Genomic DNA, 25,014 nt, shown 5'->3' on the forward strand with positions numbered 1-25,014 from the left:
AGTTTAAATTAGAATAGTTATTAACTATGGGGGAAAATATCGTGTCTGAAAATAACATGAAACACCGTTCATCTGTCTACGATAGCATGGTTAAATCACCTAACCGTGCTATGCTTCGTGCGACTGGGATGACAGATGATAGTTTTGAAAAGCCTATTGTTGGGGTTATCTCAACTTGGGCTGAGAACACACCATGTAATATCCACTTGCACGGTTTTGGTCAAATTGCCAAAGAAGGTGTTAAAGACGCAGGTGCTTGGCCAGTTCAATTTGGTACCATTACCGTTGCTGATGGTATTGCCATGGGGACACCAGGGATGCGTTTCTCATTGACATCTCGTGATATCATTGCTGACTCAATCGAAGCAGCTATGGGTGGTCACAACGTCGATGCCTTTGTTGCTATCGGTGGTTGTGATAAGAACATGCCTGGTTCTATGATTGCCATTGCTAACATGGATATTCCAGCGATTTTTGCCTATGGTGGTACCATTGCACCAGGTAATCTTAACGGTAAGGATATCGACTTGGTTTCTGTTTTCGAAGGTATCGGTAAATGGAACCACGGTGATATGACTGCCGAAGAGGTTAAAGAACTTGAATGTAATGCCTGCCCTGGCCCTGGTGGTTGTGGTGGTATGTATACTGCCAATACAATGGCGACAGCAATCGAAGTAATGGGAATGAGTCTTCCAGGATCATCATCTCACCCTGCAGAATCAGCTGAGAAAAAAGCAGATATCGAAGAAGCAGGTCGTGCGGTTGTTAAGATGCTTGAACTAGGTCTTAAACCATCAGATATCTTGACACGTGAAGCCTTTGAAGATGCCATCACTGTCACAATGGCACTTGGTGGTTCAACCAATGCGACACTTCACTTGCTCGCTATTGCTCACGCCGCTAATGTTGATTTGACACTTGAAGATTTCAACGATTTCCAAGAGCGTGTGCCTCACTTGGCTGACTTGAAACCTTCAGGTCAATATGTCTTCCAAGACCTTTACAACGTCGGTGGTGTGCCAGCCGTTATGAAATACCTTCTTAAGAATGGTTTCCTTCACGGTGATCGTATCACATGTACTGGTAAGACTGTTGCAGAAAACTTGGAGGCCTTCGATGATTTGACACCAGGTCAAAAAGTCATCATGCCGCTTGAAAATCCTAAACGTGCTGATGGTCCATTGATTATCTTGAAAGGTAACTTGGCTCCAGAAGGTGCGGTTGCCAAAGTATCAGGGGTTAAAGTTCGTAACATCACTGGTCCTGCTAAAGTATTTGACTCAGAAGAAGATGCCATCGAAGCCGTTCTTTCTGATGAAATCGTTGATGGTGACGTAGTTGTTGTACGTTTTGTAGGCCCTAAGGGTGGTCCTGGTATGCCAGAAATGTTGTCATTGTCATCAATGATCGTTGGTAAAGGTCAAGGGGACAAGGTTGCCCTCTTGACAGATGGACGTTTCTCAGGTGGTACTTACGGACTCGTTGTTGGTCACATTGCTCCTGAAGCTCAGGTTGGTGGACCTATTGCCTACCTCCGTACAGGTGATATGGTTACAGTTGACCAAGATACCAAAGAGATTACTATGCACGTTTCAGACGAAGAGTTGGCGAAACGTAAAGCTGAAACTGAGTTGCCGCCACTTTATAGCCGTGGTGTCCTCGGTAAATATGCTCACATCGTTTCATCAGCATCTCGTGGTGCCGTTACCGACTTCTGGAATATGGATAAATCAGGTAAAGCCTAATTTGCTAACATAAAAGAAATCACACCGGACATAAGTGCGATGTGATTTTTATTACTTAAAAGAGAGAAATGATGTACGAAGATTATATGATTAAACCCTATGTTTCCCAAGATAGAGACCCTAAAGAAGGGGTTAAACCTGTTCCAAAGCGAAACATGGAGCCGTTGGCTGATGGACTGTTAGCTGGTGACATTATTTTGCTCTGGCGAATTAACTTTGGCACTTTTACTAATGAAACTTGGTATCCAAAGTATTTCGAATATACATATGGTATTGATGGACCTAGCCATTTGACTCAACTACTTGAAAATGGGTATGCATATGAGGAATCTGCCTTTGATTCTCTTGATCATCTCAATAGCAGTCAGAAGAAGACCATTCTCAAAGAACGAGGAGTTAAGGGGCTTTCTAAGATGAAGGTAGCTGACTTGGATGAAGCCTTAGCTAAAAATCTATCTGAAGAAGAGCTAGGTCAGTACTTTACGGTACGAGGTATTGCCTTGACTCGAAAGGGAGAGGAAACTCTAGCCAATCATCAAGAGATTATCGATCGTCATCCAAAGAAAAAAATATAGCAAAAAACCGGTTGGAAATGTCCAATCGGTTTTCCTTTTATTTTCCGCCTCGAGGTGAGATACCAAGAGCAATACGTCCATAACGACTGATACGTGTCATCTTCCAGACTGGTGAATAAGTGGTTTCCACCTTGACAGAGTTAATGCCGTCAATGGATTTTAGCTTTTCAGCGATTTCATAAGGCATAGTCTCTTCGCAGCCACAACCAGTATCAGTAAAGGTCATAAGGAAGTAGCAGTGGCCATTTTCATCGACGGTGATTTCATAAATCAGACCAAGATTGTAAATGTCTAGCTCAATCTCAGGGTCGAATACAGTGGTCATTTGTTCAACGATTGGCTCTAAGAAGGGCTGGGCCAAATCATTGACCTTAATATCATCACGGAAGTTTTTCATAGGACTCATTCTTTCTATTTTGCTTTTGTTTATTATGGCATAATTTAGGGCTTTTTTCAATCTCGGATGGCAATGAAGATTTAGTGAGCGAGTAAAGTGACAATAAAAAAACTCCAACAGTTAAACCGTTGAAGATAATGTGATTTATGCTTCAATATCAAGCAGTTTGCAACCAAGGTTGCTCGAATGCACCAATAATTGGAACAAGAATAAAAATCCCAAACCTTGTGGAATTGTTGCCACCATTCCTAGATACAACAGATCTGATACCGACCAAACCTAATTTGGAAGTACCGATTGTTTAAGTCAAAGACTTTCCTTCTATATACATTCATACCCGCGCATAGTTTACCAAAAGCTTAGCTTCCTATCAAGTAAATTATTTGAAGAGTGAAAGGAAAAAAGGGGCTTAAAAAGAGCCCTTCAGATATCCAGAATAACTAGTCAAATTGACAGACAGGAGTGATTGTGATATTCTCATAGTAAGACATTTCAAGAGAATATGAGGCTATTATGAGTATTGAAAAGACCGTCAGCGAGATTGCTGAAATCCTTGGCGTTAGTCGTCAAGCAGTCAATAATCGTGTCAAACAACTTCCAGAAGAAGATCTAGAAAAAAATGCAAAAGGGGTTACTGTCGTTAAACGTAGTGGCTTGATTAAGTTGGAGGAAATCTACAAGAAAACCATCTTTGACGATGAACCAATCGATGAAGAAACAAAGCAACGTGAGTTGTTAGAGATTCTTGTAGACGAGAAAAACTCTGAGATTGCTCGTCTCTATGCTCAGTTGAAGGCCAAGGATGAGCAGTTATCAAACATGGATGATCAATTGCGTGTCAAAGATGTGCAAATTGCTGAAAAAGATAAGCAAATCGATCAACAGCAGCAATTGACCTTGACTGCTATGAAGGACAAAGAAGAGCTTAAATTGGAGCTTGATGAAGCTAAGGTAGAGGTTGACGAAGCCAAGGCTCAAGTGGAAGAAATCCAAACCAAACAAGAAGAAGCTTCTAAAAAAGGTTTCTTTGGACGTCTATTTGGAAAATAAAAAAGAAGCTGGGACTCAGTCTCAGCTTTAACTATTATGGGAGATAAGATGGAAAATTTAGAAACTTATATTGCCTTTGATTTGGAGTTCAACACAGTGGATGGGGTTAGTCATATTATCCAAGTATCGGCAGTTAAGATGAACCAGCATAAGGAAGTGGACCAGTTTGACTCTTTTGTCTATTCGGATGTTCCTTTGCAGTCCTTTATTAATGGTTTGACGGGGATTACAGCGGACAAGATTGCCAAGGCACCAAAGCTAGAGTCTGTTCTGGCGGATTTTAAATCATTTGTTGGTGACACTCCACTTATCGGCTACAATGCACTTAAGTCGGACTTGCCTATTTTGTTGGAAAATGGTTTAGACTTGGAAGAGCAATATGCTTTAGATGTTTTCGATGAGGCCTTTGACCGTCGTGCTTCTGATTTGAACGGTATTGTTAACCTCAAGTTGACCAGTGTAGCTGATTTCTTTGGAATTAAGGGACATGGCCATAACAGCTTGGAGGACGCCCGGATGACTGCTGAGATTTACGAGAAGTTTCTCGAATTAGATGAGAATGCCAAACTTTTGGAGCAACAGGAAGAAGTCAGTAACAATCCTTTTGTTGCTTTAGGTTTGGGCGGCCTTTTCTACTAAAACTTTACAGGAGCTGTAAAGGCTGTAAAGAGTGATAGCTATTTTTTCTGTAAGAAAAGAAAATCCTCTAGGATTAGGGCTTGCATATTACCTTGCGTTATAAGGTAGAATCTAGGTATCAAAGGTGGTGAAGAATCTCCCTTGATAGAAAATCTTAAAAGGAGGTGACAGAGATGTCGCAGTTTTCAACAGGAGAGTTGGCTAAAGCAGCAGAAGTGTCTGTTAGGACTGTTCAGTACTATGATCAGCGAGGCATCTTGACGCCGTCTGAAGTCACAGAAGGTGGTCGGAGAGTCTATCACGAATCAGACTTGGAACGCCTGCAAGTCATTTGTTTCTTAAGAGATTTGGATTTCTCAATTAATCAAATCAAGAAACTCTTGCAAGAGGAGAATAGGGAACAGGTTTTAGAGCTGTTGTTGACAGACCAAATTGAAAGCTTGGAAAAGTCTTCGAAGGAAATAGAGGTCAAACTAAAACGTGCCCGTCACTTGCAAAAAGCAACTGCTAAGCGGCGTCAACTTTCGTTGGAAGATTTGTCAGACATTTCACGTCTTATGGAAAATCAAAAATCATGGCGTCATTTGCAGTTGAGAATGTATGGGAGTGTCATTCTAACCTCCCTTCTTTATCTGATGGGTCTACTGGTTGTCATTTATTATTTTAAGGATCCCAGAGGTTTGTTTATTGTCTGTCCGACATTTTTAATAGCCATAAATCTATTGGTATATCATTATAGAAAGCAGGTCGAATACCTTTGTCCTAATTGTCATAGGACCTTTGATCCAAGTTTTAAAGAATTTGCCATTGCCGGACATACACCTAGGACTCGTAAACTGACTTGTCCTCATTGTCATGTGAAGTCCTACTGTCTAGAGTTGGCTAAGACTAAAACCAAATAATTTATCGAACACAAAAAAACGCTTGAGAATTACTTCTCAGGCGTTTTTAGCTTATTATGTGACTTTAAGTCCGTTTGGCTCCGAAGGTTATACCGTCATAACAAAAAAACTCCAAGCGCGATACAATAAAGGTGTTCAAGCCAATTGTAAAACGAAAGGAGTTAAGACTATGGCGCAAAAAGCTCACAGTTTATCACATACAAAATGGATGTGTTCTACCACATTGTATTTACACCTAAGTATAGACGAAAAATAATCTATAATCAATATAGGAGTAGTCTGGGAGAGATTTTTCATAGACTATGCCAATATAAGGGCATTGAAATAATAGAAGGTCACTTAATGCCAGATCGTGTTCATATGCTAGTAAGTATACCACCACGAATGAGTGTAGCTAGTTTTATGGGATATTTAAAAGGAAAAAGTGCCTTAATGATGTTTGATAAACACGCCAATCTCAAGTACAAGTTTGGAAATCGGCATTTCTGGGTAGAAGGATATTATGTAAGTACGGTAGGACTTAATGAAGCCACAATTAAGAAATATATCCAGGAACAAGAGAAGCATGATATCGATTTGGATAAATTAAGCGTAAAAGAATATGAAAATCCCTTTAGGGATAATGGTAAGTAATGCGAATGCCTCTTTGAGAGACTTGTGACGAGTCAAAAGCAATAAGGCTTAAACAAAGTGAAAGCCAGCGTCTTTAGGCGCTGGCTGGTATTATGGGCTTATAGCCCTTGATTAAACCACCCGTTAGACGGGTGGTTATGATTTTTTAGAATGGCAATTTGCCTGCAAAGGCACCCATTGATTTTTTAGTCGCTTCGTCAATTTGTCCAAGAGCATCGTTAAGTGCTTGAACAGTCATATCTTGAAGTGTTTCCACATCATCAGGATCCACAACAGTATCAGCGAAAGTGATGTTAACGACTTTTTTGTCACCGGTTAATTCAGCCACAACCAAGTCTTGTGCTGATTTTCCAGTGAAGGTTGTAGCAGCCAATTCAGCTTGGCTTTTTTCCATTTGTTTCTGAAGCTTTTGAGCTTGCTTCATCATGTTCTGCATGTTCATCATAATAGTTTCTAGATTCCTTTCATATCAAGGGGTTAGCCCTTGTTTCTTACTTTTTGATGCCTTAATTTGGCTTATAGAATAGGCAGTCAAAACCTCAACTATTATACCATGTTTAGCCTGTTTGACAAAGTGAGGAGAAGTATTGGAGGAATTTGTTAAGACTTGATTTTTTCTTGTTCATAAAAATGTTAGAGCAATTACAAAGCCACCAATCCTTGAATTGTAAGACTTGTTAAAAATAGTGTACAATGGTTTATTGTTAATCCGGTCAAAAATTCGATTGGAGAAAAATAGAAAGAGAAGATGACAATGAAAAAAAGCAATATTTTAGGGATTTTTGTAGGTTTAATTATAGGGCTATATACAGTCTTTGGAATGAGCCTATTTACCTTTTTTAATTTAAAATATCACTCTGTTTATTATGCTCAGCATATTCCTCATAAGAAGGGGACAGAACCAGATCTCGTTATGTTGGTAGAGAATATGGGATGGATTTATACACCTAAAATTGACAATATTAGATATGATGATGATGGAACAAACGCTATTATAGATACTAAAAGCAAATCTTTTTTAACAAAAAGCTCAGGAAGTTTTTTATATGATAAGGATAATATGACTATCGGTTTTGACAGTACGTTTAGATTTGAGGACGTCAGCTATTTTTCAGAAGAAGCAAAAAGAATTCAAGTTAATGAATCGAAAATTAAACGAGAGATTAGGAAAGATTTTTCCCCAATTATGAAGGTTCAAACAAAACCCTTTATCAATCTTCAGTGGTTGTTTAATTTAATTTATCAAAGTAGGTTTAATTAGAGAAAAAGAAAGAGAAGTGACAATGCAAAAAAGAAATATTTTAGGGATTCTTGTAGGACTAGTTATAGGGCTGGTTACAGTCTTAGGAATGAGCCTATTTACCTTTATTAATTTAAAATTTAACTCTGTTTATTATGCTCAGCATATCCCTCATAAGGAGGGGACAGATCCGGACGTCATTATGTTGATGGAGAATATGGGTTGGGCCTATACACCGGAAATAGATGGTATTAGTTATGATGATGATGGGTCGTATGCTATAACTAGAGAAAAAGGAACTAAAACGTCTGTATTAGATCTTACAGGTGATACTCTATTTTTTCACTCGGAGTCAGATGATATGTATCTTCTTAATCGTACTTTTTCTATCCAACATGCTTTTGACAAACGTTATCACAAGATTAAATATAATCAACGAAAAGTCCAAAAAGAAATTAGAGAGACCGTTCAACCTGTGATTGATGCTCAACCAAAACCATTAATTAATCTTCAGTGGCTGTTTAATTTAATTTACCAAAGTAGGTTTAATTAGAGAGTATAATCCTACAGAATGTTTTTGTTGGGATTATTGGTCTGGATGACAGAGTAGCAAAAGCTTGAGGGTTAATAGGCTTATTTCCTTGGTATTCATGACGGCTAACCTTTGAAAACACCTCATTTTTATGCTACTATGAAAGTTATGAAAAAACAGTTACAAGGCTTGACGCAGGTGGAGGTCAAGCGGCGGATAGATGCCGGTAAAATAAATCATTTTAAAGCAAAAACTGGCTCCAGCAATTGGGAGATTTTTAGGCGTAATGTCTTCAACTCCTTTAATATGCTCAATTTTGCAATTTTTGTGGCTTTGATTGCTGTTCAGGCTTGGTCCAATCTATTTTTCTTCGGGATTATCGTGCTTAATGCCTTTACGGGGATGATGACGGAGTTGCGTGCCCGTCGCATGATTGATAAGCTCAATCTCATGAATCAGGATCAGATTCGTGTGGTGCGTGATGGACAGCTTGTTTCTATCGATCCTAAGGATATTGTCTTGGATGATGTCATGCTCTTGTCTGCGGGTGAGCAGGTTCCCAGTGATGCAGTGGTTGTTGATGGGATGGCTGAGCTTAACGAGGCTATGCTGACTGGTGAGAGTGATCACATTCTAAAGAAAGATGGGAAGGAGCTGCTCTCGGGTTCTTATCTTGTGAGTGGTCAGGTCTATGCTAAGGTCATTAACGTAGCTGAGGACAATTACGCCAACAAGCTCATGTTAGAGGCCAAGACTCATAAGCCAATTGTGTCCCGTATCCTTTATAATATGGATAAGATTGCTAAGTTTACGGGAAAGATTGTTATACCATTTGGGCTTGCACTCTTTTTTGAGGCTTACATGATTAAGCAGCTCTCCCTTCAAGAGTCGGTCGTTACCAGTTCGACAGCCCTTCTGGGAATGTTGCCTAAGGGAATTGCTCTTTTGACCATTACATCACTTTTGACGGCTGTCATTAAGCTTGGGATGAAACACATCCTTGTGCAAGAGATGTACTCTGTTGAAACCTTGGCTCGTGTAGACGTGCTTTGTTTAGATAAGACAGGGACGATTACACAAGGAAAGATGACAGTTAAAGGACTGGAACTACTGTCAGAGCGTTTTACGAAAGAGGAGTTGGAGCGTTTGCTTGCGGCTTATATGCAACATAGCAAGGATAAAAACGCAACAGCTCAGGCTATTCGAAATGCTTATGAGGGTCTGGAACATCATTATCAGGTAGGTGATGTTATTCCATTTTCAAGCGATCGTAAATGGGGTGCTGTGAGCATTAATGGGCTTGGAACTCTCTTTTTGGGAGCACCTGAGATGCTTCTTAAGGAGAATCCTAAAGCAGTCGATAAGGCTCAGGCGCGAGGATCTCGTGTTTTGATTTTGGCCTGGAGTCAGTCAGGTATTGCTACAGAGACCATGATTTTGCCGAATGACGTCGAGGCTTTGACCTTACTTGAAATTGCCGATCCTATTCGTGAGGATGCTGCAGAAACTCTGGAATACCTGCGTTCTGAAGATGTGACACTTAAGATTATTTCTGGTGACAATCCGGTGACAGTTTCTCATATTGCCCATCAGGCTGGTTTTGTAGATTATCAAAGCTATATAGACTGTTCTAAGGTCAGTGATGAGGAGTTGGGGGCTTTGGCTGAAGATACGGCAATCTTTGGCCGTGTATCTCCACATCAGAAGAAGTTGTTAATCCAAACCCTTAATGCCAATGGCCATACCACAGCTATGACTGGTGATGGTGTCAACGATATCTTGGCACTACGTGAGGCGGACTGTTCGATTGTTATGGCAGAGGGAGACCCTGCTACACGTCAGATTGCCAACTTGGTGCTTATGGATTCGGAGTTTAAGGATATTCCTGAAATTCTATTTGAGGGACGTCGTGTGGTTAATAATATTGCCCACATTGCACCTATTTTCCTTATTAAAACGGTGTATTCTTTCCTTTTGGGGCTTATCTGTATTGCCAGTATTGTTTTTGGAAAGGCAGAGTACCTCTTGGTCTTCCCATTCATTCAGGTTCAGATGACTTTGGCGGGGCAATTTATCGAGGGTCTTCCACCATTTATTTTGACCTTCGAGCGTAATATACGACCTGTTGAGAAACATTTCCTCAGACGTTCGCTCCAGTTGTCTATTCCTAATGCCTTGATGCTGGTTATCAGTGTTCTTATTTTCCATCTATCTCAGGTCTATCTTGGTATGAGCAATACGGACATGCTGACGCTGTCTTACTATATGATGGGATCAACGGGTGTCCTTGCTGTTATTCGTGCTTGTATCCCGTTGAATAAGGGACGTGTGGCCTTGATTATTTACTCAGTCTTTGGCTTCTTAATCAGTTCTTATTATCTTCGAGATGTGATTGAGATTTCGACACTTAATAGCTACACCTTGCCAATCTATCTGGTAGCAATGGCTATCTGTACACCGCTTTTCTTCTGGATTAGCTACAAACAAGGTGCTTTCCAAAAAGTATAAGTCAAAACTCGAGCTTGATAACAGGCTTGAGTTTTTTTGATACCTCAACAGTAGGAACGGTCTTGATGTGTATGAGATGTGGTACAATAGAGGCATGAAAACAGTAGGGCACTTGACGCCAAAAGTCATTAAAGCTTTTGATTTGGACTACAAGCCTGGTGAAGAAATCACGCTGTCTGCACAACGTAAGAAGCATATGGAAAAGCATCGCCAGGAATTCAGTGATTTTGATGCCACCTATGAACGTATTCCAGAGATTATTGCTCATCCGGACTATATCGGTTGCCATCCTAATGGCCAGTCCTTGGAATACATCAAACGTATTGATGGTAATGTTCTGGTAGCGGTCAGATTATGTGATAAACTTAATGTCCGTACCATGTTTGTGATTAAAGATTCTAAGCTGAAAAATTATCTAAATGCTGGTAGAGCTAAGAAAATGTGATATAATATAGGTAAGAAGTAACAACGAGGGCGGAAGAGGCAGCCGCCACACCTTCGGGTCTGAAAGAGATGCAGGACTGTCACCCTGCCGTTGTTTATCAACCCAAGAAGTCCCTTTAGGGGCTTTTTTATTTTTTAAAGTGTGGTAATAAGACTACCTCACTCTCTGAATGAGGTATAGACGAATCTTATGGGAGAGGAATTGTCAAAATTAACAGAAAATTCTTGACATCCCTCTAAAAAAGAGTACAATAGTTAGTAAATCAGAAAGTAACTGGTCTTAGATTTTCAGGGAGCCTGCGGTGATTGTGAGTAGGTAATCGAGATGAGCGAACATTGGGCTGATTGGATGATAATGAGAAGGTAATACATATTCTTCTCGGTTGGCACCCCTTACCGTGCAACTCCTTGTTAGAGGAGATAGAGATGATGGTCGTTTTTTTGGAGACCATTAACTGAGGTGGTACCGTGTTAAACTAGATTTAATGCCCTCACAGAGTTTTTCTCTGTGAGGTTTTTTGTTTACTTTTATCTTTAAAGAAGTGTTATGTCATTATTCAATGAAAGGTTGGGTATTTATGGATGCATTAAGCGATATTCGAATTGATATTGATAATATTGACAGACAGTTGCTTCGACTACTGGCCCAACGTCAAATACTTGTGGAAAAGGCAGGACGGCTTAAGTCTAAGGGAGACAAGGCTACTGTCCAGGCTAGTGAGCGTGTTGCCCAAGTGATAGCAAACCGTCGTAAGGAGGCACTAGATCTTGGCTTATCGCCAGATGTGGCTGAAAGTGTTTGGAGAAGCATGATTAAAGCATTTATTGCTTTGGAAGAGAAAGTGAACAACGAATAATAATGGTGCCGATACATCCTATAAAGGAGCCTTGCATCAGTCTTATTACTCTCGATAAACCAGTTTGAAAGGAAATATTATGAGAAAAATTTTACCAGCCGATACCTTAACACCAATCTTGGCTTATATGCGTGTTCAAGGGGAACACAAGGTTATCCTTGAATCTATTCCTCGTGAGAAGGAAAATGCACGTTTTTCTATTGTTGCCTACAATCCAGTCTTTGAAGTAACCTTCAATGATGGTGTTCTTTATGAAAATGGTAAGGCGATTGATCAAGATCCTTTCGAATACTTGGACCAAGTAACAGTCAAGGGCATCAAGTCTGATCTCCCTTTCGCAGGCGGTGCTATCGGGTTTGCAGGCTATGATATGATTGGTCTCTATGAAAATATCGGTGAGATTCCTGAAGATACGATTGGAACACCTGATATGCATTTCTTCATCTACGAGTCTTATTTGATTTTTGACCACAAGAAGGAAAAGGTCTATGTGGTTGAGGATAATATCTACTCTGGTCGTGACAACGATGCGGTGCGTCAAGCTCTTGGTCAGGTGGTAACCAACCTCCAGACTCAGGCGCCAAACGAGTTTACACCTAAGGCCTTGCAAGCCTTGCAATTTTCAAATCATATCGAAAAAGAAGTCTTCATGGATATGGTGGCTAAGGCCAAGAAGCTTATTCGTGAGGGAGATATGTTCCAATGTGTGCTTAGCCAACGCTTTTCAGCGGATTTTGAGGGAGATCCTTTGGATTACTACCGTAACTTGCGTGTGACCAACCCATCAAACTATCTTTATTTCTACGATTTTGGAGATTATCAGGTGATTGGTGCTAGCCCAGAGAGCTTGGTTTCAGTGAAAAATGGAGAGGTGGTAACCAATCCGATTGCTGGAACTCGCCCTCGTGGTGCCAATGAGGCGGAAGACGCTGCTCTAGCGGATGAACTCTCACATGATATTAAAGAAACTGCGGAACACCGTATGTTGGTTGACTTGGGACGTAATGATATTGGTAAGATTGCCAAGAATGGTACGGTCAAGGTGACCAAGTATATGGAGGTTGAGTATTTCCGCTATGTGATGCACCTTACCAGTGTGGTTAAGGGACAACTCTTACCGGAATTGACAGCACTGGATGCGCTAAAATCAACTCTACCAGCTGGAACTGTATCAGGAGCACCTAAGATTCGTGCCATGCGTCGTATCTATGAGCTTGAGCAGGAAAAACGTGGTATTTATGCGGGAGCTATTGGTTATCTGTCTGCGACAGGAGATATGGACTTTGCCATTGCCATCCGTACCATGATTCTCAAAAATCAAAAAGCCTATGTTCAAGCAGGTGCAGGTGTTGTCTATGACAGTGTTCCTGAAAATGAATTTTACGAAACGATTAACAAGGCGAAAGCTATGACAAGAATAGGAGATGCCCAATGATTTTATTAGTTGATAACTATGACTCTTTTACCTATAATTTGGCACAATACCTAGGGACATTTACAGAGGTAAAGGTCTTGCGTAACGATGATGCGAACCTCTATGAAGAAGCGGAAAAAGCTGATGGGCTAGTCTTTTCACCGGGTCCGGGTTGGCCAGCTGATGCGGGTAAAATGGAAGCCTTGATTAAGGATTTCGCTGGTAAAAAACCGATGATGGGAATTTGCTTGGGGCATCAAGCTATTGCGGAAACTTTTGGTGGTAAACTCGGCTTGGCTAAAAATGTCATGCATGGGAAACAAAGTAATATCACTTTTGAAACACCATCACCTATTTTCAAGGATATCGACAATGATGTCCCAATCATGCGTTACCATTCCATCGTTGTTGACCAAATGCCAGAGGGCTTTGATGTGACAGCTATCACAACTGATGATCAGGAAATCATGGCCATTCAGCATAAGGAGCTACCTATTTACGGTTTGCAATATCACCCAGAAAGCATCGGAAGTCCAGATGGGCTTAAGATGGTTGAAAATTTCGTAAAAATTGTTGCAGGCTAGTTGGACAGTCTTTGGACTAGATTTGTCTATGCTCAAAATCTCTCGCGTGCATCAGAAAACATTGAACAGTTTTTAAAAGGAAAATAGATATGAAAGAAATATTCCTACAAATCTCAAACCGCCAAGACTTGTCTCAAGACCAAGTCCAAGCAGTCTTTGACCGCATTCTCAAAAATGAAGTCTCAGAAAGCCAAATCGCTGCCTTCCTTATGGGGCTTAAGACTAAGGGGGAAACAGCAGATGAAATCACAGGTATCGTGCGTGCCCTCAAATCACATGCGACTGTCTTGCCTGAGACTTTCACAGATGCTATGTGTAACTGTGGAACTGGCGGGGACCAGTCTTATAGCTTTAACATTTCGACTACTGTTTGCTTTGTCCTAGCAGCAGGCGGTATTCGTATGGCCAAGGCTGGTAACCGTTCGATTTCCTCTAAATCTGGTTCGGCAGACGTGCTTGAAGCTCTTGGAATCAACGTTGCAGCATCACCAGAAACCCTATCTAAAGCACTTGACGAAGTTGGTTTGGCCTTTATCTTTGCCCAAACCATGCACCCAGCTATGCGTTTTATCGGTCCAGCTCGCCAAGCTCTTGGGATTCCAACGATTATGAACTTGGTTGGCCCACTGGCTAATCCACTTGACCTTGAGACACAACTCATGGGGCTCTATCGTGTGGAATTACAAGAAATTGTTGCTAATGCTATTCAACAGTTGGGACGTAAACGTGCGGTTATTATCACAGGTCCTGACAATATGGATGAAGCTGCCCTCTATGGCACTAACACCTACACCCTTTTGGAAGATGGTCACATCAGCCAGCACACTTTCACTTATGAAGATTTGGGTATGGAAAAGGTTGAGTTGTCTGATATCACAGGTGGCGATGCTAAGGAAAATGCAGAGATTCTCCTTAGTGTCTTGAAAAATGAAGCTAGTCCTTATCTTGAAACAACAGTGCTTAATGCAGGCCTTGGCTTCTTTGCCAATGGTAAGGTGGCGACTATTAAAGAAGGTGTTGAGCTTGCTCGTCAATTGATTGCGGACGGCTCAGCCCTAGAAAAACTTCGCCAACTCCAAGAGGTACAAGTATGAGTAAAGCCTTTCTCCCAACAATCTTAGAACAAAAAGAAAAAGAAGTGGCCCAGTTGGTCATGGAAGACTTGCAGTCCTTGCGTCAGACTTATCGTCTTTATGATTTTCTCAAGTCAAATCAAAACAAGCTGCAAATTATTTCTGAAGTGAAAAAAGCTAGTCCAAGTATGGGTGATATTAACCTAGATGTGGATATTGTGGCTCAGGCCAAGACCTATGAGGAAAATGGGGCAGCTATGATTTCTGTTTTGACGGATGAGGTTTTCTTCAAGGGTGATATTTCCTACTTGAAAGAAATTTCGTCACAGGTGGCTATTCCAACCTTGGCTAAGGACTTCATTATTGATGAGAAACAGATTGTGCGTAGTCGTAATGCGGGTGCGACAGTCATTCTCTTGATTGTAGCGGCCTTGCCAGAAGCTCGCCTCAAGGAGCTCTACGATTTTGCGACAAGCCTTGGATTGGAAGTCTTGGTTGAAACGCATAATCTGCCAGAATTGGAAGTGGCTCATCGTATTGGTGCTGAAATCATCGGCGTTAACAACCGTAATTTGGTTACTTTTGAGACAGATATCAACACCAGTCTTGAGTTATCAACGCATTTCAAGGACAAGCCTGTTTATATTTCTGAGTCGGCTATTTTTACAGGTCAAGATGCTGCCCTAGTTGCCCCATATTTTAATGGAATTCTAGTAGGAACTGCCCTTATGACGGCTGACGATGTGGCTGAAAAGGTCAAGGAGTTGCAAATTGACAAAGGTTAAAATTTGTGGGCTATCGACACCAGAAGCAGTGGCAACTGCAGTTGAATCAGGTGCTGACTACATTGGCTTTGTGTTTGCCAAGAGCAAGCGTCAAGTGAGTCTTGAACAAGCTCGCGAGCTGGCTAAAGGTGTGACAGGCCAGACAAAAATCGTCGGTGTCTTTGTTTCACCCAGTCTTGAAGGACTGGAAGAAGCGATCAGTCAGGTTCCCTTAGACATCGTTCAGATTCATGGAACTTTTGATGAAGTTCTGATTCCAGAGATATCAGTACCAGTTATTCGAGCTATTCAGATTTCAGATAGTGATTCTCAAGTCAAGAGCCAGGCGGATTATCTTCTCTTTGATGCTCCCATTGCTGGTAGTGGTCAGACCTTTGACTGGCAGCTTTTGGCTGATAAGCAGATTGAGCAGGATTATTTCATCGCTGGTGGCTTAACTGTGGACAATGTGGCAGAGGCCAAGGAAACTTTCCAGCCCCATGCCTTAGATGTGTCCTCAGGTGTCGAAACAGATGGTCACAAAGATTTAGACAAGATTAAAGCATTTATAGAAAGAGTGAAAGCATGACATATCAACAACCTGATGCAAAAGGATTTTACGGAAAATTCGGTGGTCAGTTCGTTCCAGAAACGCTGATGACGGCCGTTATTGAATTGGACAAGGCCTATCGTGAAGCCAAGGAAGATCCAAGTTTCCAAGCGGAATTGGATGACCTCCTCAAAAACTATGTGGGCCGTGAGACACCTCTTTACCACGCCAAACGTTTGACTGACCATATCGGTGGAGCGCAAATTTATCTTAAACGTGAGGACCTTAACCACACAGGTGCCCACAAGATTAACAATGCCCTTGGTCAAGTCTTACTTGCCAAACGTATGGGCAAGAAGAAAATCATCGCCGAAACGGGTGCAGGTCAACACGGTGTTGCAACAGCGACAGCCGCAGCCCTTTTCGACATGGATTGTACAATCTATATGGGTGAAGAAGATGTTAAACGTCAGGCGCTTAACGTTTTCCGTATGGAATTGCTTGGTGCCAAGGTATTTAGCGTAACAGACGGTTCGCGAGTGCTTAAGGATGCTGTAAATGCAGCCCTCCGTGCTTGGGTAGCAGGTATCGAGGATACGCACTACATCATGGGATCTGCCCTTGGTCCTGCACCATTCCCAGAAATTGTTCGCGACTTCCAATCTGTCATTGGTCGTGAAGCCAAACGCCAATATGCAGAAATTTCTGGCGGTAAATTGCCTGATGCTGTAATGGCTTGTATCGGCGGTGGTTCAAATGCTATCGGTATGTTCTACCCATTTGTTAATGATAAATCAGTAGCTATGTATGGTGCTGAGGCTTCTGGTTTGGGGCTTGATACTGAAAAACATGCCGCAACCTTTGCCAAAGGTCGTCCAGGTATCCTTCATGGAGCGCTTATGGATGTTCTCCAAGATGCGCATGGTCAAATCATGGAAGCCTTCTCTATCTCAGCTGGTCTGGACTACCCAGGGGTTGGTCCTGAGCACTGTTATTTCAACGAAATTGGACGTGCGACTTACGACTCTATCACAGATGAAGAAGCTCTCGAAGGTTTCAAACTTCTGTCACGTTTAGAAGGTATTATCCCAGCTCTTGAGTCTAGCCATGCCATTGCGCTTGCGCAAAAAGTGGCAGCTAAGATGTCGCCAGACCAAAGCCTCATCGTCTGCCTCTCAGGTCGTGGGGACAAGGACGTTATGCAGGTTAAAGAACGTTTCGAAGCTGAAGCAGAAGGGAAATAAACCATGACAAAAACATTAACAAAACACCTACAAGCTATCAAAGACAGTAAACGCGGTATTTTCGTACCTTACATCATGGCGGGTGACCACGCTAAAGGTCTAGACGGACTCTTTGAGACCATTGCTCTCTTGGAAAATAGTGGTGTCTCAGCTATTGAGGTGGGTATTCCATGGTCAGACCCTGTGGCCGATGGTCCCGTTATTGAACTAGCAGGACAACGTAGTTTGGCTAAAAATGTGACTTTAACAGCTATCATCAAGAAGCTTCAAGAACAAAAAACACAGGTACCTCTGGTTATCATGACCTACATCAATCCAGTTTATCAATATGGTATCGAAGCCTTTGTTAAGGACTTGGCTGAGACCTCTGTCAAGGGGCTCATCATTCCTGATTTGCCAAATGAACATGCTGACTTTATCTCCCCTTATTTGAAAGACAGTGACATTGCTCTCGTGCCTTTGGTAAGCTTGACTACAGGTATTGACCGTCAGAAACAGTTGATTGATGGTGCAGACGGCTTTATCTACGCCGTTGCCATCAATGGCGTTACTGGTAAGACTGGTAATTACCGTGATGACCTTGATAAACACTTGGCTAACTTGACTGCTCACGCAGACATTCCAGTCCTCACAGGTTTTGGTGTGTCAACAGAGGAAGACATCAAACGTTTTAACGCTGTGTCAGACGGTGTTATCGTAGGATCAAAAATCGTCCGTGACCTCCACGACGGTAAGGAAAAAGAAGTCGCTGAATTTGTTACATTCGGTTCACACTTTGAAAAATAGCAGATGGTACTCTCCAGAAATGGGGAGTTTTTTTATTGACCTCCAGAAGTTAGATTTTTTCTATCTAACTTCTGGAGGTGCAGTTCATCTTTACATTTCTTTTTAATGTGCTATATGAGGTAGGAAAATATTTTCTCCATAAGAATTATTATATTATGGAAAAAATATTTACCATTTACTACAAGTAAGCAAACAAAATAATGCAAATTGAACATTTTTGGAGGAAAATTAGAGTAAACTAAAAACATCAATAGAGATGTTGAAATAATTCAAAGGCGGATGCTATCATGCTTAAATTTTCTACAAAGAAAATCAAAAAGGCAGGCTGTGTAAGTGTAGGTGCGCTGATTCCAGTTTCAGTTGGTCACTACATTAAAGAAGTAAAAAGTACGGTATAGCTTACTTTTTGAGTATCGCAGAAGCGCAGAAAGATTTTTGTAATTATAATGATTATAAAAGTAATTGAACTTAGAAGCGTTCACTAGAACATTATAATTAGTTATTTTTGTTATGAAAATTTTTATGTGATAACTAATCATTTAAGTAGGTTGATATTATATTAGCTTACTTTTTATTTAAAGATATGAGAGAAAAAAACTTCAGATATTGCTTCAATATCTTTTTCAAGCAACAGTTTCTAATGTTTGTTTAATACTATATACTCTATTCTTTTCGGTTTGTTTAAGAACTCAAAAGGTACTGTTATTGTTAAGTACTCCTACAATAATTGCCTTAATAATTCAACCAATATTAATTGAAAAATTTGCATTCAAAAGCAAAGCTAACTTTTCAAAACATACTATGATGATTATGTTGACTTTGTTAAGTATACTAATTTGCTCATCGAGTAATATGTCTGAGAAAAATATATGGATTTTACATTTTATTTTTATAGGTTATTCTGAAGAAATGTTATATAGAATGATTATCTTAGACAAGTTGAGGTCATCCTATTCAATATTTGAATCAATACTGTTCTACTAGGATTAGTAGAAGTATCATTTGCTACAATAATTCAAAATTTTATTGATTCCCTGGAGTCGTCAAATATTACTAAATTTGAGTTTGCAATTATCTCCTTCGCTGTTTTTCTAGTAATTAATTATGCTTTAAATACTTTTGTAATATGGATTCGGTCAGTTCTTACTAAGAATATTCATTGCATTGATAAAGTTATTAAGGATGTTAATTTAAGTAATAAAAGTAACGAGATTCAAGTAGTTTCTGAAAATGGCGATAATATTTCTGGTGGGGAATTGAAAAAAATAAATATTGCTAGAGCATTGTTAGAAAACAGACCTCTGCTTTTAGTTGATGAATTTGAGTCAGGTTTAGATGAAGAATCATCAAAACTAATAACTGATAAATTATTTGATTCAGAAAACATCATCATAAAGATTTCTCATAATTTAGATAAATCATTTTTAAAAAGATTTGATTCTATAATTTTTATGGAAAAAGGAAAAATTATTGCAAAAGACAAGTATGAATTATTACTTGAAACTTGTGATAATTTTAATGATTTTTTAATGTATACTGCAACTGATGGAGGTAATCACCATGAATACAATATTACGAGTCTGTCATTTGAATAAATCATTTGGAAAACAAGAGGTATTAACCGATCTCAATTTCGAAATTCAAAGAGGTGACATTGTTGGCTTAATTGGGAAGAATGGCTGTGGAAAGACTACTTTAATGAAGATGATCTTAGGACTTACTCCACGCACAAAAGGTAAAATTCAATTTAAAGGGGATTCAGAATATAATACTAAAAGAAATAGTTTAAATAAAATCGGTTTTCTTATAGATTGTAAATTATTTGAAGATTTTTCTGCATATGATAATTTGAAATTATTCTCTATGTATTCTTCATCATTTGATAAGAGTGAACTAGATAAACGGATTAATATGTTGTTAAAATTTGTGGGTTTAGATAGTAGCAAAAAACTAGTAAAATCTTACTCGTTTGGCATGAAGCAGAGATTGGGTTTGGCATTGGCCTTGTTAGATGACCCTGAGTTTCTGATTCTAGATGAACCTTTTGTGGGTTTAGATCCTGCAGGAGTTAGAGTTCTTTTAGACTATATTGTGAAGTTACGTCGTGAAAAAAGGGTTACAATATTAATCTCATCACATCAGTTACATGAAATTGAAGAAATATGTGATTATTTCCTATTTATAAATGGAAAGAGTATTGAAACACATACTAAACTAGGAAAAAATAAAATAATTATTACTTTAGAATATGCAGTGCCGGAGTTGGAACAAAGTCTTAGTAAATTAGTTACCCTAAAAGAAGGTCAGATAATCTTACCACATGATATGATGTTATTGAATTCGATCCTGAAGCTCATTTATAAATATAATTGTGAGATAAAAGAAATCACGGTGAGTGACTCTATTGAAGAATTATTTAGGGGGTGAAAAAATGCAATCAATCGTTTTAGCAGAACTATATAAATTATTGAAACGGAAAAATTTTATTATATTAGCTATACTATCATCGTGGTCTTTGATTTATGGTTTTGGTGCCTTTTTACATTGGGACTTTGTAAAAATAGGGGCTAAATTAGATTTAGTTACCTTTATCACCACGATGTGGACATTTTTATTAATATTAACTATCCCGTTATTATTAATTTTATATACTTCTTCCTTTATTTTAGGAGGAGAGATTCAAGGAGGACAAATTTTATTAGAGGTAAATAGAGTCACTAGTAAGAAAATATTGATAGTCTCTAAGTATATTGTTGTTATCCTATCAATATTATTTTTATATATCTTAAATTGCTTGACGTCGTTAGTCACTTATATCTGCTTTATATCTCATACTGAGTTCGGTTATACACGTTTTTGGGAGCTACATGCTACAAATGTACAATCAATAGTAGTTAGTTTAGTGAATTTAGGATTTATTATTTTGCTTGCTAGCATTGCTTTTTATCTATCACTAAATATTTCGGCAATAATGGCTTCGTTTGCAAGTCTAGGTGTTTATTTTTTATGTCAACTTCTATCAAATATTACTATGATTTCTAAATTCATCCCTGGATATTTTTTTGTTGTGCCTAATTATCACTTTACAATTGGATTATCTCTAATTCATTTACTAAGTTATTTTTTGCTTTGTATACTGTTATTGATTGCTACCATGAGAGGGTTTGAAAGTAAGGCATTTTGAATGATATAATATTAGAAAAAGGAATTTATAGAGACAGATGTATAAAGTAGCAATTTGTGATGATGATAGCTTACAAGTGAGTAATTTAGAAACTCATATTTCAGAATACTTTGATGAAATCAATGTCCAATATGAAATTGATGGATATTACAAAGGAGACCGTATGGTAAATACCATGAGTAGACAAATTGACAACTATCACTTGATATTTTTAGATATTGAAATGGAGGGGCTAAATGGTATAGAGACTGCTAAGTTATTGAGGAATATTGATAAAAACTTTATACTCATTTATGTCACAAGCTATGAGCAATATGCTTTAGAAAGTTTTGAAGTCTCTCCATTTCGTTATCTAATAAAACCTGTATCTATTGAAAAATTAAGAGAGGTTCTCAGAGATGTTCTGGTAGAATTAACTGCAAAACAAAAGTTTATGTTTTATCAGATAGGTATGGAACATTTCCAAATAAGCTTAGATAATATTGTGTGTTTATATTCTGAGTTTGGTAGAAAGATTCACCTTGAATTAGTTAGCGGTAGTGACACATCGTTTTATGGGAGGATATCAGCAATTGAAAAAGAATTACCTCCAACGCATTTTGTTAGGGTTAATAGTGGAACAATGATTAATTTAAATCATATAGCTTCATTTAATCGGAATGATGTAACTATGATAAATGGCAGTTGTATCGCTATTAGTAGAAGTCGGAAGAAAGTCGTGAGAACAGCATATAGCCATTTTATTGAGAGGAGTTTCGGTTTATGATTGATGTATATAAATCAGTGGGACTGCTCTCTCTTTTTTTATTCCAAAGCTTTGTTGTTTGGTTTTATTTACAACACTTTTTTGTGATCAGAATTTCCAAAAGCAAGTTTTATTATTTGATCTTATTTGTTTATTTTATTGGCCACACATCAATAACAATAAATCATAATACATTGTTAGATTTTAAAATCTTATCTTTGCTATTAACTTTCCTGATTCTTTTCCTCTTTTTATCGGGAGATGTGATGAAAAAGGTATTTCATTATTTATTTCTGATCTTTTGGTTTTTGATTCAAGAAGATATAACTATATTGCTATTACATCAAGTTCAACAAACTAAAGAAATCGTAATCTTTTTCGCCCAATTCTTTTTGATGTTGTTAACGCTTTTATTTGTGTTAGGATTAAAACACTTTAAAATAGATAATCTATTTGAGCTGAACAAAATAGAATACGGTATCTTATCGTTGCCTCCATTTTTGTCTATTATTTTACTGTTATATAAGATTCCACTACCTTTAAGTCGAGTTTTGATATTTGATAGTTATTTATTATTGATAAACATTGTCATAATTGTGCTTTACAATTATTTGAGTGAAAAAAATTATAATATTATCAAAGGCAAAATTGCTTTTGATGAAAATAGCATGACCAGTGAAATCATTCAACAAGAAGAAGAACTAGCAATTCTCAGACATGATTTAAAAAATATTGTTTCCTCAATAGATTTTTATGCAGATAGTAATGATTTTGAAAATATCAAAGCAATAACTCGAGAGATATTGGGACAGGAGGTTTTTAATCGCAAAATAACAGGATGTATACCAATTGACGCTATATTAAATCAAAAAATATCTAAAATGAAAAAAGATGGAGTCCAGTTTCATCTAGATTTACAAATCCCCTATAACTTAGATATAAGTTCGATTGCTATAGATTCTTGCGCTATTCTTGGAAATATTATCGACAATGCAATAGAGGAGATTGAACGTAATGGATTAACGAATCCAATCGAAATAGTACTACGTTTTAAGAATAATAAATTAGTTTTTAGAGTGGCGAATCCTATACTTACTTCTGAAATAGATATCAATTACGACGGAATGAAATCTATGAAATTACCTAATAGACGTGGTCTAGGAATAAAAAGTAGTTATGATAGAATCATGAAACTGAAAGGACATCTGAATATTAATATACAGTCAAATCAATTTGTGGTACTAGTTGTTATTCCTTTAAAGATTAAGTAAGTATTGTTTGTAAGTGACTTAGTAAATATATTTTGTGTTATTGAATCCCTGATTTTTCAGTATTACAATAAGGACAATGAAAAAGAAAAGGTTTAGAAATCGTTAATGTTTACCAATAATTCCAGAATTATTTTCCTTAATAGGTTTTTGTCACTGATTATCGAGTACGGTTATGCGATAGCACTGAGCATTATTTTCTCTAAAATCTCAGTGGACTATGTCTTGGGGCTATGGATTGCCAAATTCTTAGGAGGGCTTCTTGCCAATGTGGGACATCAATTTGTAGGAAAAATCACAAATAAAAAATATGTTTTGATTGGTATTGAATTGCTTAAGGCAGTCTGTCTGGCTTTGATCTATCTTGCCATGGGTAGTGTTTTTGTATTTGCTTTGGTGGTTTTGACTGAAGTGCTGACAACTTACTTTAACAGTTTGTTGTCCTCAGCGGTGCCTGTGCTTGTAAAAAAAGTCAACTTACAAAAATTTAACAGTACCTATACCATGATTGGGTCAGCTTCCTATTTCTTAGCACCTATGATAGTTGGTCTCTGGGGTAGCCTTGATTTAGGGAGCTTATTTTTGGTCTACAGTGTGCTAACTCTACTAGCCACCCTCTTATTGTTTAAACTGGGACCGATTATTTTTGACCGTGAGAATAAATCAGAAGAGGAGGTTTCTTCCAGTCAAGGTAGTCCTATTTTTGGAAAGCAGAGTGTCATTCTTAAGATGGTTATGATGACTATACTCTTACAGTCAGTGGGTGTCTTATATGATGCTTATGAGGTTATCTTCCTGACCAAAGATGTCGGTATTTCTAGTCAGGCTTATTCTTACTCTCTGTCCTTCTTGGCCATTGCCTTTCTAGCAACGAGTTCAATTCTATCTTTCAAAAGTCTCACTAAATACTCCCCTATGACCGTTTACTTGTTAGGCTCTCTTGTCTATTTGGGTTACGTTGTCGTCTTTCCATTCGTACCTAACCTACCGACTGTTTTGCTTAGCTATATCTTTTTAGCAGTTGGTCAAACTATTTCTGGAATTTCGCAAAATGTTTACCTGCAAGAGAAGTTGAATCCCCTACAGCTTAATAATCTTTATTTGAAAATCGAAGTCTTGAATCAGGTTTTGACAGGGATTGTTGTATTTGTCAGTGGCATGCTTATTAAGAGAGGTCTGCAAGTCACTACGATTTATTTGGGATATAGTATCCCTATCATTGTACTCGTATTGGGAATAATGCTTATGACTAAACTGTATCAGAAAAATCCTAAGGCATAATTTTTATCCTAAGATAATAAAAACATTCCAAGGTCCTTGAAGTGATCTTGGAATTTTTAAATAAAATAAATCTACAAATGTAGACAAAACCCTTGACGCATTTTCACAATAGCGTTAAAATAAATCTACAAATGTAAACGAGTAACAACATTCAGAAAGGAGCTATCATGCTAACAATTTCATCTGCGGAATGGGAGGTCATGCGAGTGCTCTGGGCTAAGGGGCAGGCGACTTCTTCAGAGATTATAGCGATTCTAGCTAAGAAGCTAGACTGGTCGGCTTCGACTGTTAAGACCTTGCTTGGACGTTTGGCGGACAAGGGTTACCTAACCAGTCAGCGTCAAGGACGAGGCTTTATCTATCAAGCTAGCTTAGGTGAAGATGAAGCGAATTTTCAAGCTTTAGAGGCAGTTTTTGACAAGATTTGTTTGACCAAACACAGTGATTTGTTGGGGCAACTCATGGCAAAGACGCCGATGACTCAAGCTGATGTGGATAAGTTACAGGCCCTGCTTGTGACAAAAGCACCTGTGGATCAGGTGGTTTGTGACTGTATGCCTGGCCAATGTGCTTGTGGGCATCATATGGAGGTGGATTAA

26 protein-coding genes and 1 pseudogene are annotated in these 25,014 nt (G+C 38.7%); 25 read left to right on the forward strand and 2 right to left on the reverse strand.

The genetic code is table 11. The features are described from left to right. Positions 1 to 26: 26 nt before the first annotated feature. The gene (gene ilvD, locus RDY04_RS04200) at positions 27 to 1,745 is read left to right on the forward strand and encodes a dihydroxy-acid dehydratase (protein WP_303951859.1); all 1,719 of its coding nucleotides are present in this window, start codon (positions 27 to 29) and stop codon (positions 1,743 to 1,745) included. Positions 1,746 to 1,816: 71 nt separating this feature from the next. Then, the gene (locus tag RDY04_RS04205; protein WP_303951862.1) at positions 1,817 to 2,320 is read left to right on the forward strand and encodes a hypothetical protein; all 504 of its coding nucleotides are present in this window, start codon (positions 1,817 to 1,819) and stop codon (positions 2,318 to 2,320) included. 37 nt (positions 2,321 to 2,357) lie between these two features. Here the strand turns inward: RDY04_RS04205 and RDY04_RS04210 are convergent, their stop codons facing one another. Next, positions 2,358 to 2,717 carry a metal-sulfur cluster assembly factor gene (locus RDY04_RS04210; RefSeq protein WP_037598415.1) on the reverse strand — a complete coding sequence of 120 codons (360 nt, stop codon included), beginning with the start codon at positions 2,715 to 2,717 and terminating at the stop codon, positions 2,358 to 2,360. 513 nt (positions 2,718 to 3,230) lie between these two features. Here RDY04_RS04210 and RDY04_RS04215 point away from each other — a divergent pair. The 4 genes and pseudogenes from RDY04_RS04215 to tnpA all read left to right on the forward strand — a co-directional run bounded on the left by RDY04_RS04215 (position 3,231) and on the right by tnpA (position 5,941). Continuing rightward, positions 3,231 to 3,767, forward strand: coding sequence for a DUF536 domain-containing protein (locus RDY04_RS04215; protein WP_002884601.1), 537 nt, complete (start codon positions 3,231 to 3,233; stop codon positions 3,765 to 3,767). 48 nt (positions 3,768 to 3,815) lie between these two features. Further along, on the forward strand, positions 3,816 to 4,406 hold the full coding sequence (locus tag RDY04_RS04220) for a 3'-5' exonuclease (RefSeq protein ID WP_303951867.1): 591 nt from the start codon (positions 3,816 to 3,818) through the stop codon (positions 4,404 to 4,406). Positions 4,407 to 4,579: 173 nt separating this feature from the next. Further along, positions 4,580 to 5,308, forward strand: a complete 729-nt coding sequence (locus tag RDY04_RS04225) for a MerR family transcriptional regulator (RefSeq protein WP_303951870.1) — start codon at positions 4,580 to 4,582, stop codon at positions 5,306 to 5,308. Positions 5,309 to 5,477: 169 nt separating this feature from the next. After that, a pseudogene (tnpA, locus tag RDY04_RS04230) lies at positions 5,478 to 5,941 on the forward strand (IS200/IS605 family transposase). A gap of 145 nt (positions 5,942 to 6,086) precedes the next feature. Here tnpA and RDY04_RS04235 read toward each other — a convergent pair. After that, entirely contained in the window at positions 6,087 to 6,386 is a 300-nt protein-coding gene (locus RDY04_RS04235) for a YbaB/EbfC family nucleoid-associated protein (protein WP_303951873.1), read from the reverse strand. A gap of 309 nt (positions 6,387 to 6,695) precedes the next feature. On the opposite strand from RDY04_RS04235, the gene RDY04_RS04240 reads away from it, so the two are divergent. From RDY04_RS04240 to RDY04_RS04330, 19 genes are all read left to right on the forward strand, one after another. Continuing rightward, positions 6,696 to 7,202, forward strand: coding sequence for a hypothetical protein (locus RDY04_RS04240; RefSeq protein ID WP_303951944.1), 507 nt, complete (start codon positions 6,696 to 6,698; stop codon positions 7,200 to 7,202). A gap of 22 nt (positions 7,203 to 7,224) precedes the next feature. Then, positions 7,225 to 7,734: a hypothetical protein gene (locus RDY04_RS04245; RefSeq protein WP_303951876.1), complete on the forward strand. Its 510-nt coding sequence runs from the start codon at positions 7,225 to 7,227 to the stop codon at positions 7,732 to 7,734. A 138-nt stretch (positions 7,735 to 7,872) separates the two neighbouring features. Next, positions 7,873 to 10,221, forward strand: coding sequence for a cation-translocating P-type ATPase (locus tag RDY04_RS04250; protein WP_303951878.1), 2,349 nt, complete (start codon positions 7,873 to 7,875; stop codon positions 10,219 to 10,221). Between the two features lie 94 nt (positions 10,222 to 10,315). After that, the gene (locus RDY04_RS04255; protein ID WP_101799845.1) at positions 10,316 to 10,666 is read left to right on the forward strand and encodes a PBECR2 nuclease fold domain-containing protein; all 351 of its coding nucleotides are present in this window, start codon (positions 10,316 to 10,318) and stop codon (positions 10,664 to 10,666) included. Between the two features lie 577 nt (positions 10,667 to 11,243). Beyond that, entirely contained in the window at positions 11,244 to 11,522 is a 279-nt protein-coding gene (locus RDY04_RS04260) for a chorismate mutase (RefSeq protein ID WP_303951882.1), read from the forward strand. Positions 11,523 to 11,601: 79 nt separating this feature from the next. Beyond that, entirely contained in the window at positions 11,602 to 12,957 is a 1,356-nt protein-coding gene (gene trpE / locus RDY04_RS04265) for an anthranilate synthase component I (RefSeq protein ID WP_303951885.1), read from the forward strand. Further along, a complete protein-coding gene (locus RDY04_RS04270) occupies positions 12,954 to 13,520 on the forward strand; it encodes an aminodeoxychorismate/anthranilate synthase component II (RefSeq protein ID WP_003093386.1) in 567 nt (188 codons plus the stop codon). Before trpE ends, RDY04_RS04270 begins: the two co-directional genes overlap by 4 nt. 89 nt (positions 13,521 to 13,609) lie before the next feature. Next, positions 13,610 to 14,614 carry an anthranilate phosphoribosyltransferase gene (trpD, locus tag RDY04_RS04275; RefSeq protein WP_003094346.1) on the forward strand — a complete coding sequence of 335 codons (1,005 nt, stop codon included), beginning with the start codon at positions 13,610 to 13,612 and terminating at the stop codon, positions 14,612 to 14,614. Next, positions 14,611 to 15,378, forward strand: coding sequence for an indole-3-glycerol phosphate synthase TrpC (gene trpC, locus RDY04_RS04280; protein WP_303951893.1), 768 nt, complete (start codon positions 14,611 to 14,613; stop codon positions 15,376 to 15,378). Before trpD ends, trpC begins: the two co-directional genes overlap by 4 nt. Next, positions 15,365 to 15,946 (forward strand): phosphoribosylanthranilate isomerase, encoded by a 582-nt coding sequence (locus tag RDY04_RS04285; protein WP_303951896.1) that lies wholly within the window; start codon positions 15,365 to 15,367, stop codon positions 15,944 to 15,946. Before trpC ends, RDY04_RS04285 begins: the two co-directional genes overlap by 14 nt. After that, the gene (trpB, locus tag RDY04_RS04290) at positions 15,943 to 17,151 is read left to right on the forward strand and encodes a tryptophan synthase subunit beta (RefSeq protein WP_002891598.1); all 1,209 of its coding nucleotides are present in this window, start codon (positions 15,943 to 15,945) and stop codon (positions 17,149 to 17,151) included. Before RDY04_RS04285 ends, trpB begins: the two co-directional genes overlap by 4 nt. A 3-nt stretch (positions 17,152 to 17,154) precedes the next feature. Then, positions 17,155 to 17,937 carry a tryptophan synthase subunit alpha gene (trpA, locus tag RDY04_RS04295; protein WP_303951898.1) on the forward strand — a complete coding sequence of 261 codons (783 nt, stop codon included), beginning with the start codon at positions 17,155 to 17,157 and terminating at the stop codon, positions 17,935 to 17,937. A gap of 1,175 nt (positions 17,938 to 19,112) precedes the next feature. After that, positions 19,113 to 19,532: an ATP-binding cassette domain-containing protein gene (locus tag RDY04_RS04300; RefSeq protein WP_303951947.1), complete on the forward strand. Its 420-nt coding sequence runs from the start codon at positions 19,113 to 19,115 to the stop codon at positions 19,530 to 19,532. Further along, positions 19,498 to 20,364 (forward strand): ABC transporter ATP-binding protein, encoded by an 867-nt coding sequence (locus RDY04_RS04305; protein ID WP_303951901.1) that lies wholly within the window; start codon positions 19,498 to 19,500, stop codon positions 20,362 to 20,364. Before RDY04_RS04300 ends, RDY04_RS04305 begins: the two co-directional genes overlap by 35 nt. Positions 20,365 to 20,368: 4 nt before the next feature. Further along, a complete protein-coding gene (locus RDY04_RS04310; RefSeq protein ID WP_303951904.1) occupies positions 20,369 to 21,121 on the forward strand; it encodes a hypothetical protein in 753 nt (250 codons plus the stop codon). Between the two features lie 37 nt (positions 21,122 to 21,158). Then, positions 21,159 to 21,887 carry a LytTR family DNA-binding domain-containing protein gene (locus RDY04_RS04315; protein WP_303951906.1) on the forward strand — a complete coding sequence of 243 codons (729 nt, stop codon included), beginning with the start codon at positions 21,159 to 21,161 and terminating at the stop codon, positions 21,885 to 21,887. Next, positions 21,884 to 23,137: a GHKL domain-containing protein gene (locus tag RDY04_RS04320; protein WP_303951909.1), complete on the forward strand. Its 1,254-nt coding sequence runs from the start codon at positions 21,884 to 21,886 to the stop codon at positions 23,135 to 23,137. The genes RDY04_RS04315 and RDY04_RS04320 overlap by 4 nt, the downstream gene beginning before the upstream one ends. A 147-nt stretch (positions 23,138 to 23,284) precedes the next feature. Next, a complete protein-coding gene (locus RDY04_RS04325; RefSeq protein WP_303951911.1) occupies positions 23,285 to 24,415 on the forward strand; it encodes an MFS transporter in 1,131 nt (376 codons plus the stop codon). 167 nt (positions 24,416 to 24,582) lie between these two features. Next, complete coding sequence (locus tag RDY04_RS04330) at positions 24,583 to 25,014, forward strand: CopY/TcrY family copper transport repressor (protein ID WP_303951914.1); 432 nt, start codon at positions 24,583 to 24,585, stop codon at positions 25,012 to 25,014.

It is taken from the genome of uncultured Streptococcus sp. (genome assembly GCF_902463925.1).
Lineage (GTDB): Bacteria > Bacillota > Bacilli > Lactobacillales > Streptococcaceae > Streptococcus.

What these genes read in the sequence shown, in the direction of transcription:
- RDY04_RS04270 (WP_003093386.1), top strand. Translation starts at nt 12,954, where the DNA reads ATGATTTTATTAGTTGATAACTATGACTCTTTTACCTATAATTTGGCA.
- RDY04_RS04245 (WP_303951876.1), top strand. Translation starts at nt 7,225, where the DNA reads ATGCAAAAAAGAAATATTTTAGGGATTCTTGTAGGACTAGTTATAGGG.
- trpB (WP_002891598.1), top strand. Translation starts at nt 15,943, where the DNA reads ATGACATATCAACAACCTGATGCAAAAGGATTTTACGGAAAATTCGGT.
- RDY04_RS04210 (WP_037598415.1), bottom strand. Translation starts at nt 2,717, where the DNA reads ATGAAAAACTTCCGTGATGATATTAAGGTCAATGATTTGGCCCAGCCC.
- trpC (WP_303951893.1), top strand. Translation starts at nt 14,611, where the DNA reads ATGAGTAAAGCCTTTCTCCCAACAATCTTAGAACAAAAAGAAAAAGAA.
- RDY04_RS04330 (WP_303951914.1), top strand. Translation starts at nt 24,583, where the DNA reads ATGCTAACAATTTCATCTGCGGAATGGGAGGTCATGCGAGTGCTCTGG.
- RDY04_RS04255 (WP_101799845.1), top strand. Translation starts at nt 10,316, where the DNA reads ATGAAAACAGTAGGGCACTTGACGCCAAAAGTCATTAAAGCTTTTGAT.
- RDY04_RS04315 (WP_303951906.1), top strand. Translation starts at nt 21,159, where the DNA reads ATGTATAAAGTAGCAATTTGTGATGATGATAGCTTACAAGTGAGTAAT.
- RDY04_RS04205 (WP_303951862.1), top strand. Translation starts at nt 1,817, where the DNA reads ATGTACGAAGATTATATGATTAAACCCTATGTTTCCCAAGATAGAGAC.
- ilvD (WP_303951859.1), top strand. Translation starts at nt 27, where the DNA reads ATGGGGGAAAATATCGTGTCTGAAAATAACATGAAACACCGTTCATCT.
- RDY04_RS04320 (WP_303951909.1), top strand. Translation starts at nt 21,884, where the DNA reads ATGATTGATGTATATAAATCAGTGGGACTGCTCTCTCTTTTTTTATTC.
- RDY04_RS04215 (WP_002884601.1), top strand. Translation starts at nt 3,231, where the DNA reads ATGAGTATTGAAAAGACCGTCAGCGAGATTGCTGAAATCCTTGGCGTT.
- RDY04_RS04305 (WP_303951901.1), top strand. Translation starts at nt 19,498, where the DNA reads ATGAATACAATATTACGAGTCTGTCATTTGAATAAATCATTTGGAAAA.
- trpA (WP_303951898.1), top strand. Translation starts at nt 17,155, where the DNA reads ATGACAAAAACATTAACAAAACACCTACAAGCTATCAAAGACAGTAAA.
- RDY04_RS04220 (WP_303951867.1), top strand. Translation starts at nt 3,816, where the DNA reads ATGGAAAATTTAGAAACTTATATTGCCTTTGATTTGGAGTTCAACACA.
- RDY04_RS04260 (WP_303951882.1), top strand. Translation starts at nt 11,244, where the DNA reads ATGGATGCATTAAGCGATATTCGAATTGATATTGATAATATTGACAGA.
- RDY04_RS04235 (WP_303951873.1), bottom strand. Translation starts at nt 6,386, where the DNA reads ATGATGAACATGCAGAACATGATGAAGCAAGCTCAAAAGCTTCAGAAA.
- RDY04_RS04225 (WP_303951870.1), top strand. Translation starts at nt 4,580, where the DNA reads ATGTCGCAGTTTTCAACAGGAGAGTTGGCTAAAGCAGCAGAAGTGTCT.
- RDY04_RS04240 (WP_303951944.1), top strand. Translation starts at nt 6,696, where the DNA reads ATGAAAAAAAGCAATATTTTAGGGATTTTTGTAGGTTTAATTATAGGG.
- trpD (WP_003094346.1), top strand. Translation starts at nt 13,610, where the DNA reads ATGAAAGAAATATTCCTACAAATCTCAAACCGCCAAGACTTGTCTCAA.
- RDY04_RS04250 (WP_303951878.1), top strand. Translation starts at nt 7,873, where the DNA reads ATGAAAGTTATGAAAAAACAGTTACAAGGCTTGACGCAGGTGGAGGTC.
- trpE (WP_303951885.1), top strand. Translation starts at nt 11,602, where the DNA reads ATGAGAAAAATTTTACCAGCCGATACCTTAACACCAATCTTGGCTTAT.
- RDY04_RS04310 (WP_303951904.1), top strand. Translation starts at nt 20,369, where the DNA reads ATGCAATCAATCGTTTTAGCAGAACTATATAAATTATTGAAACGGAAA.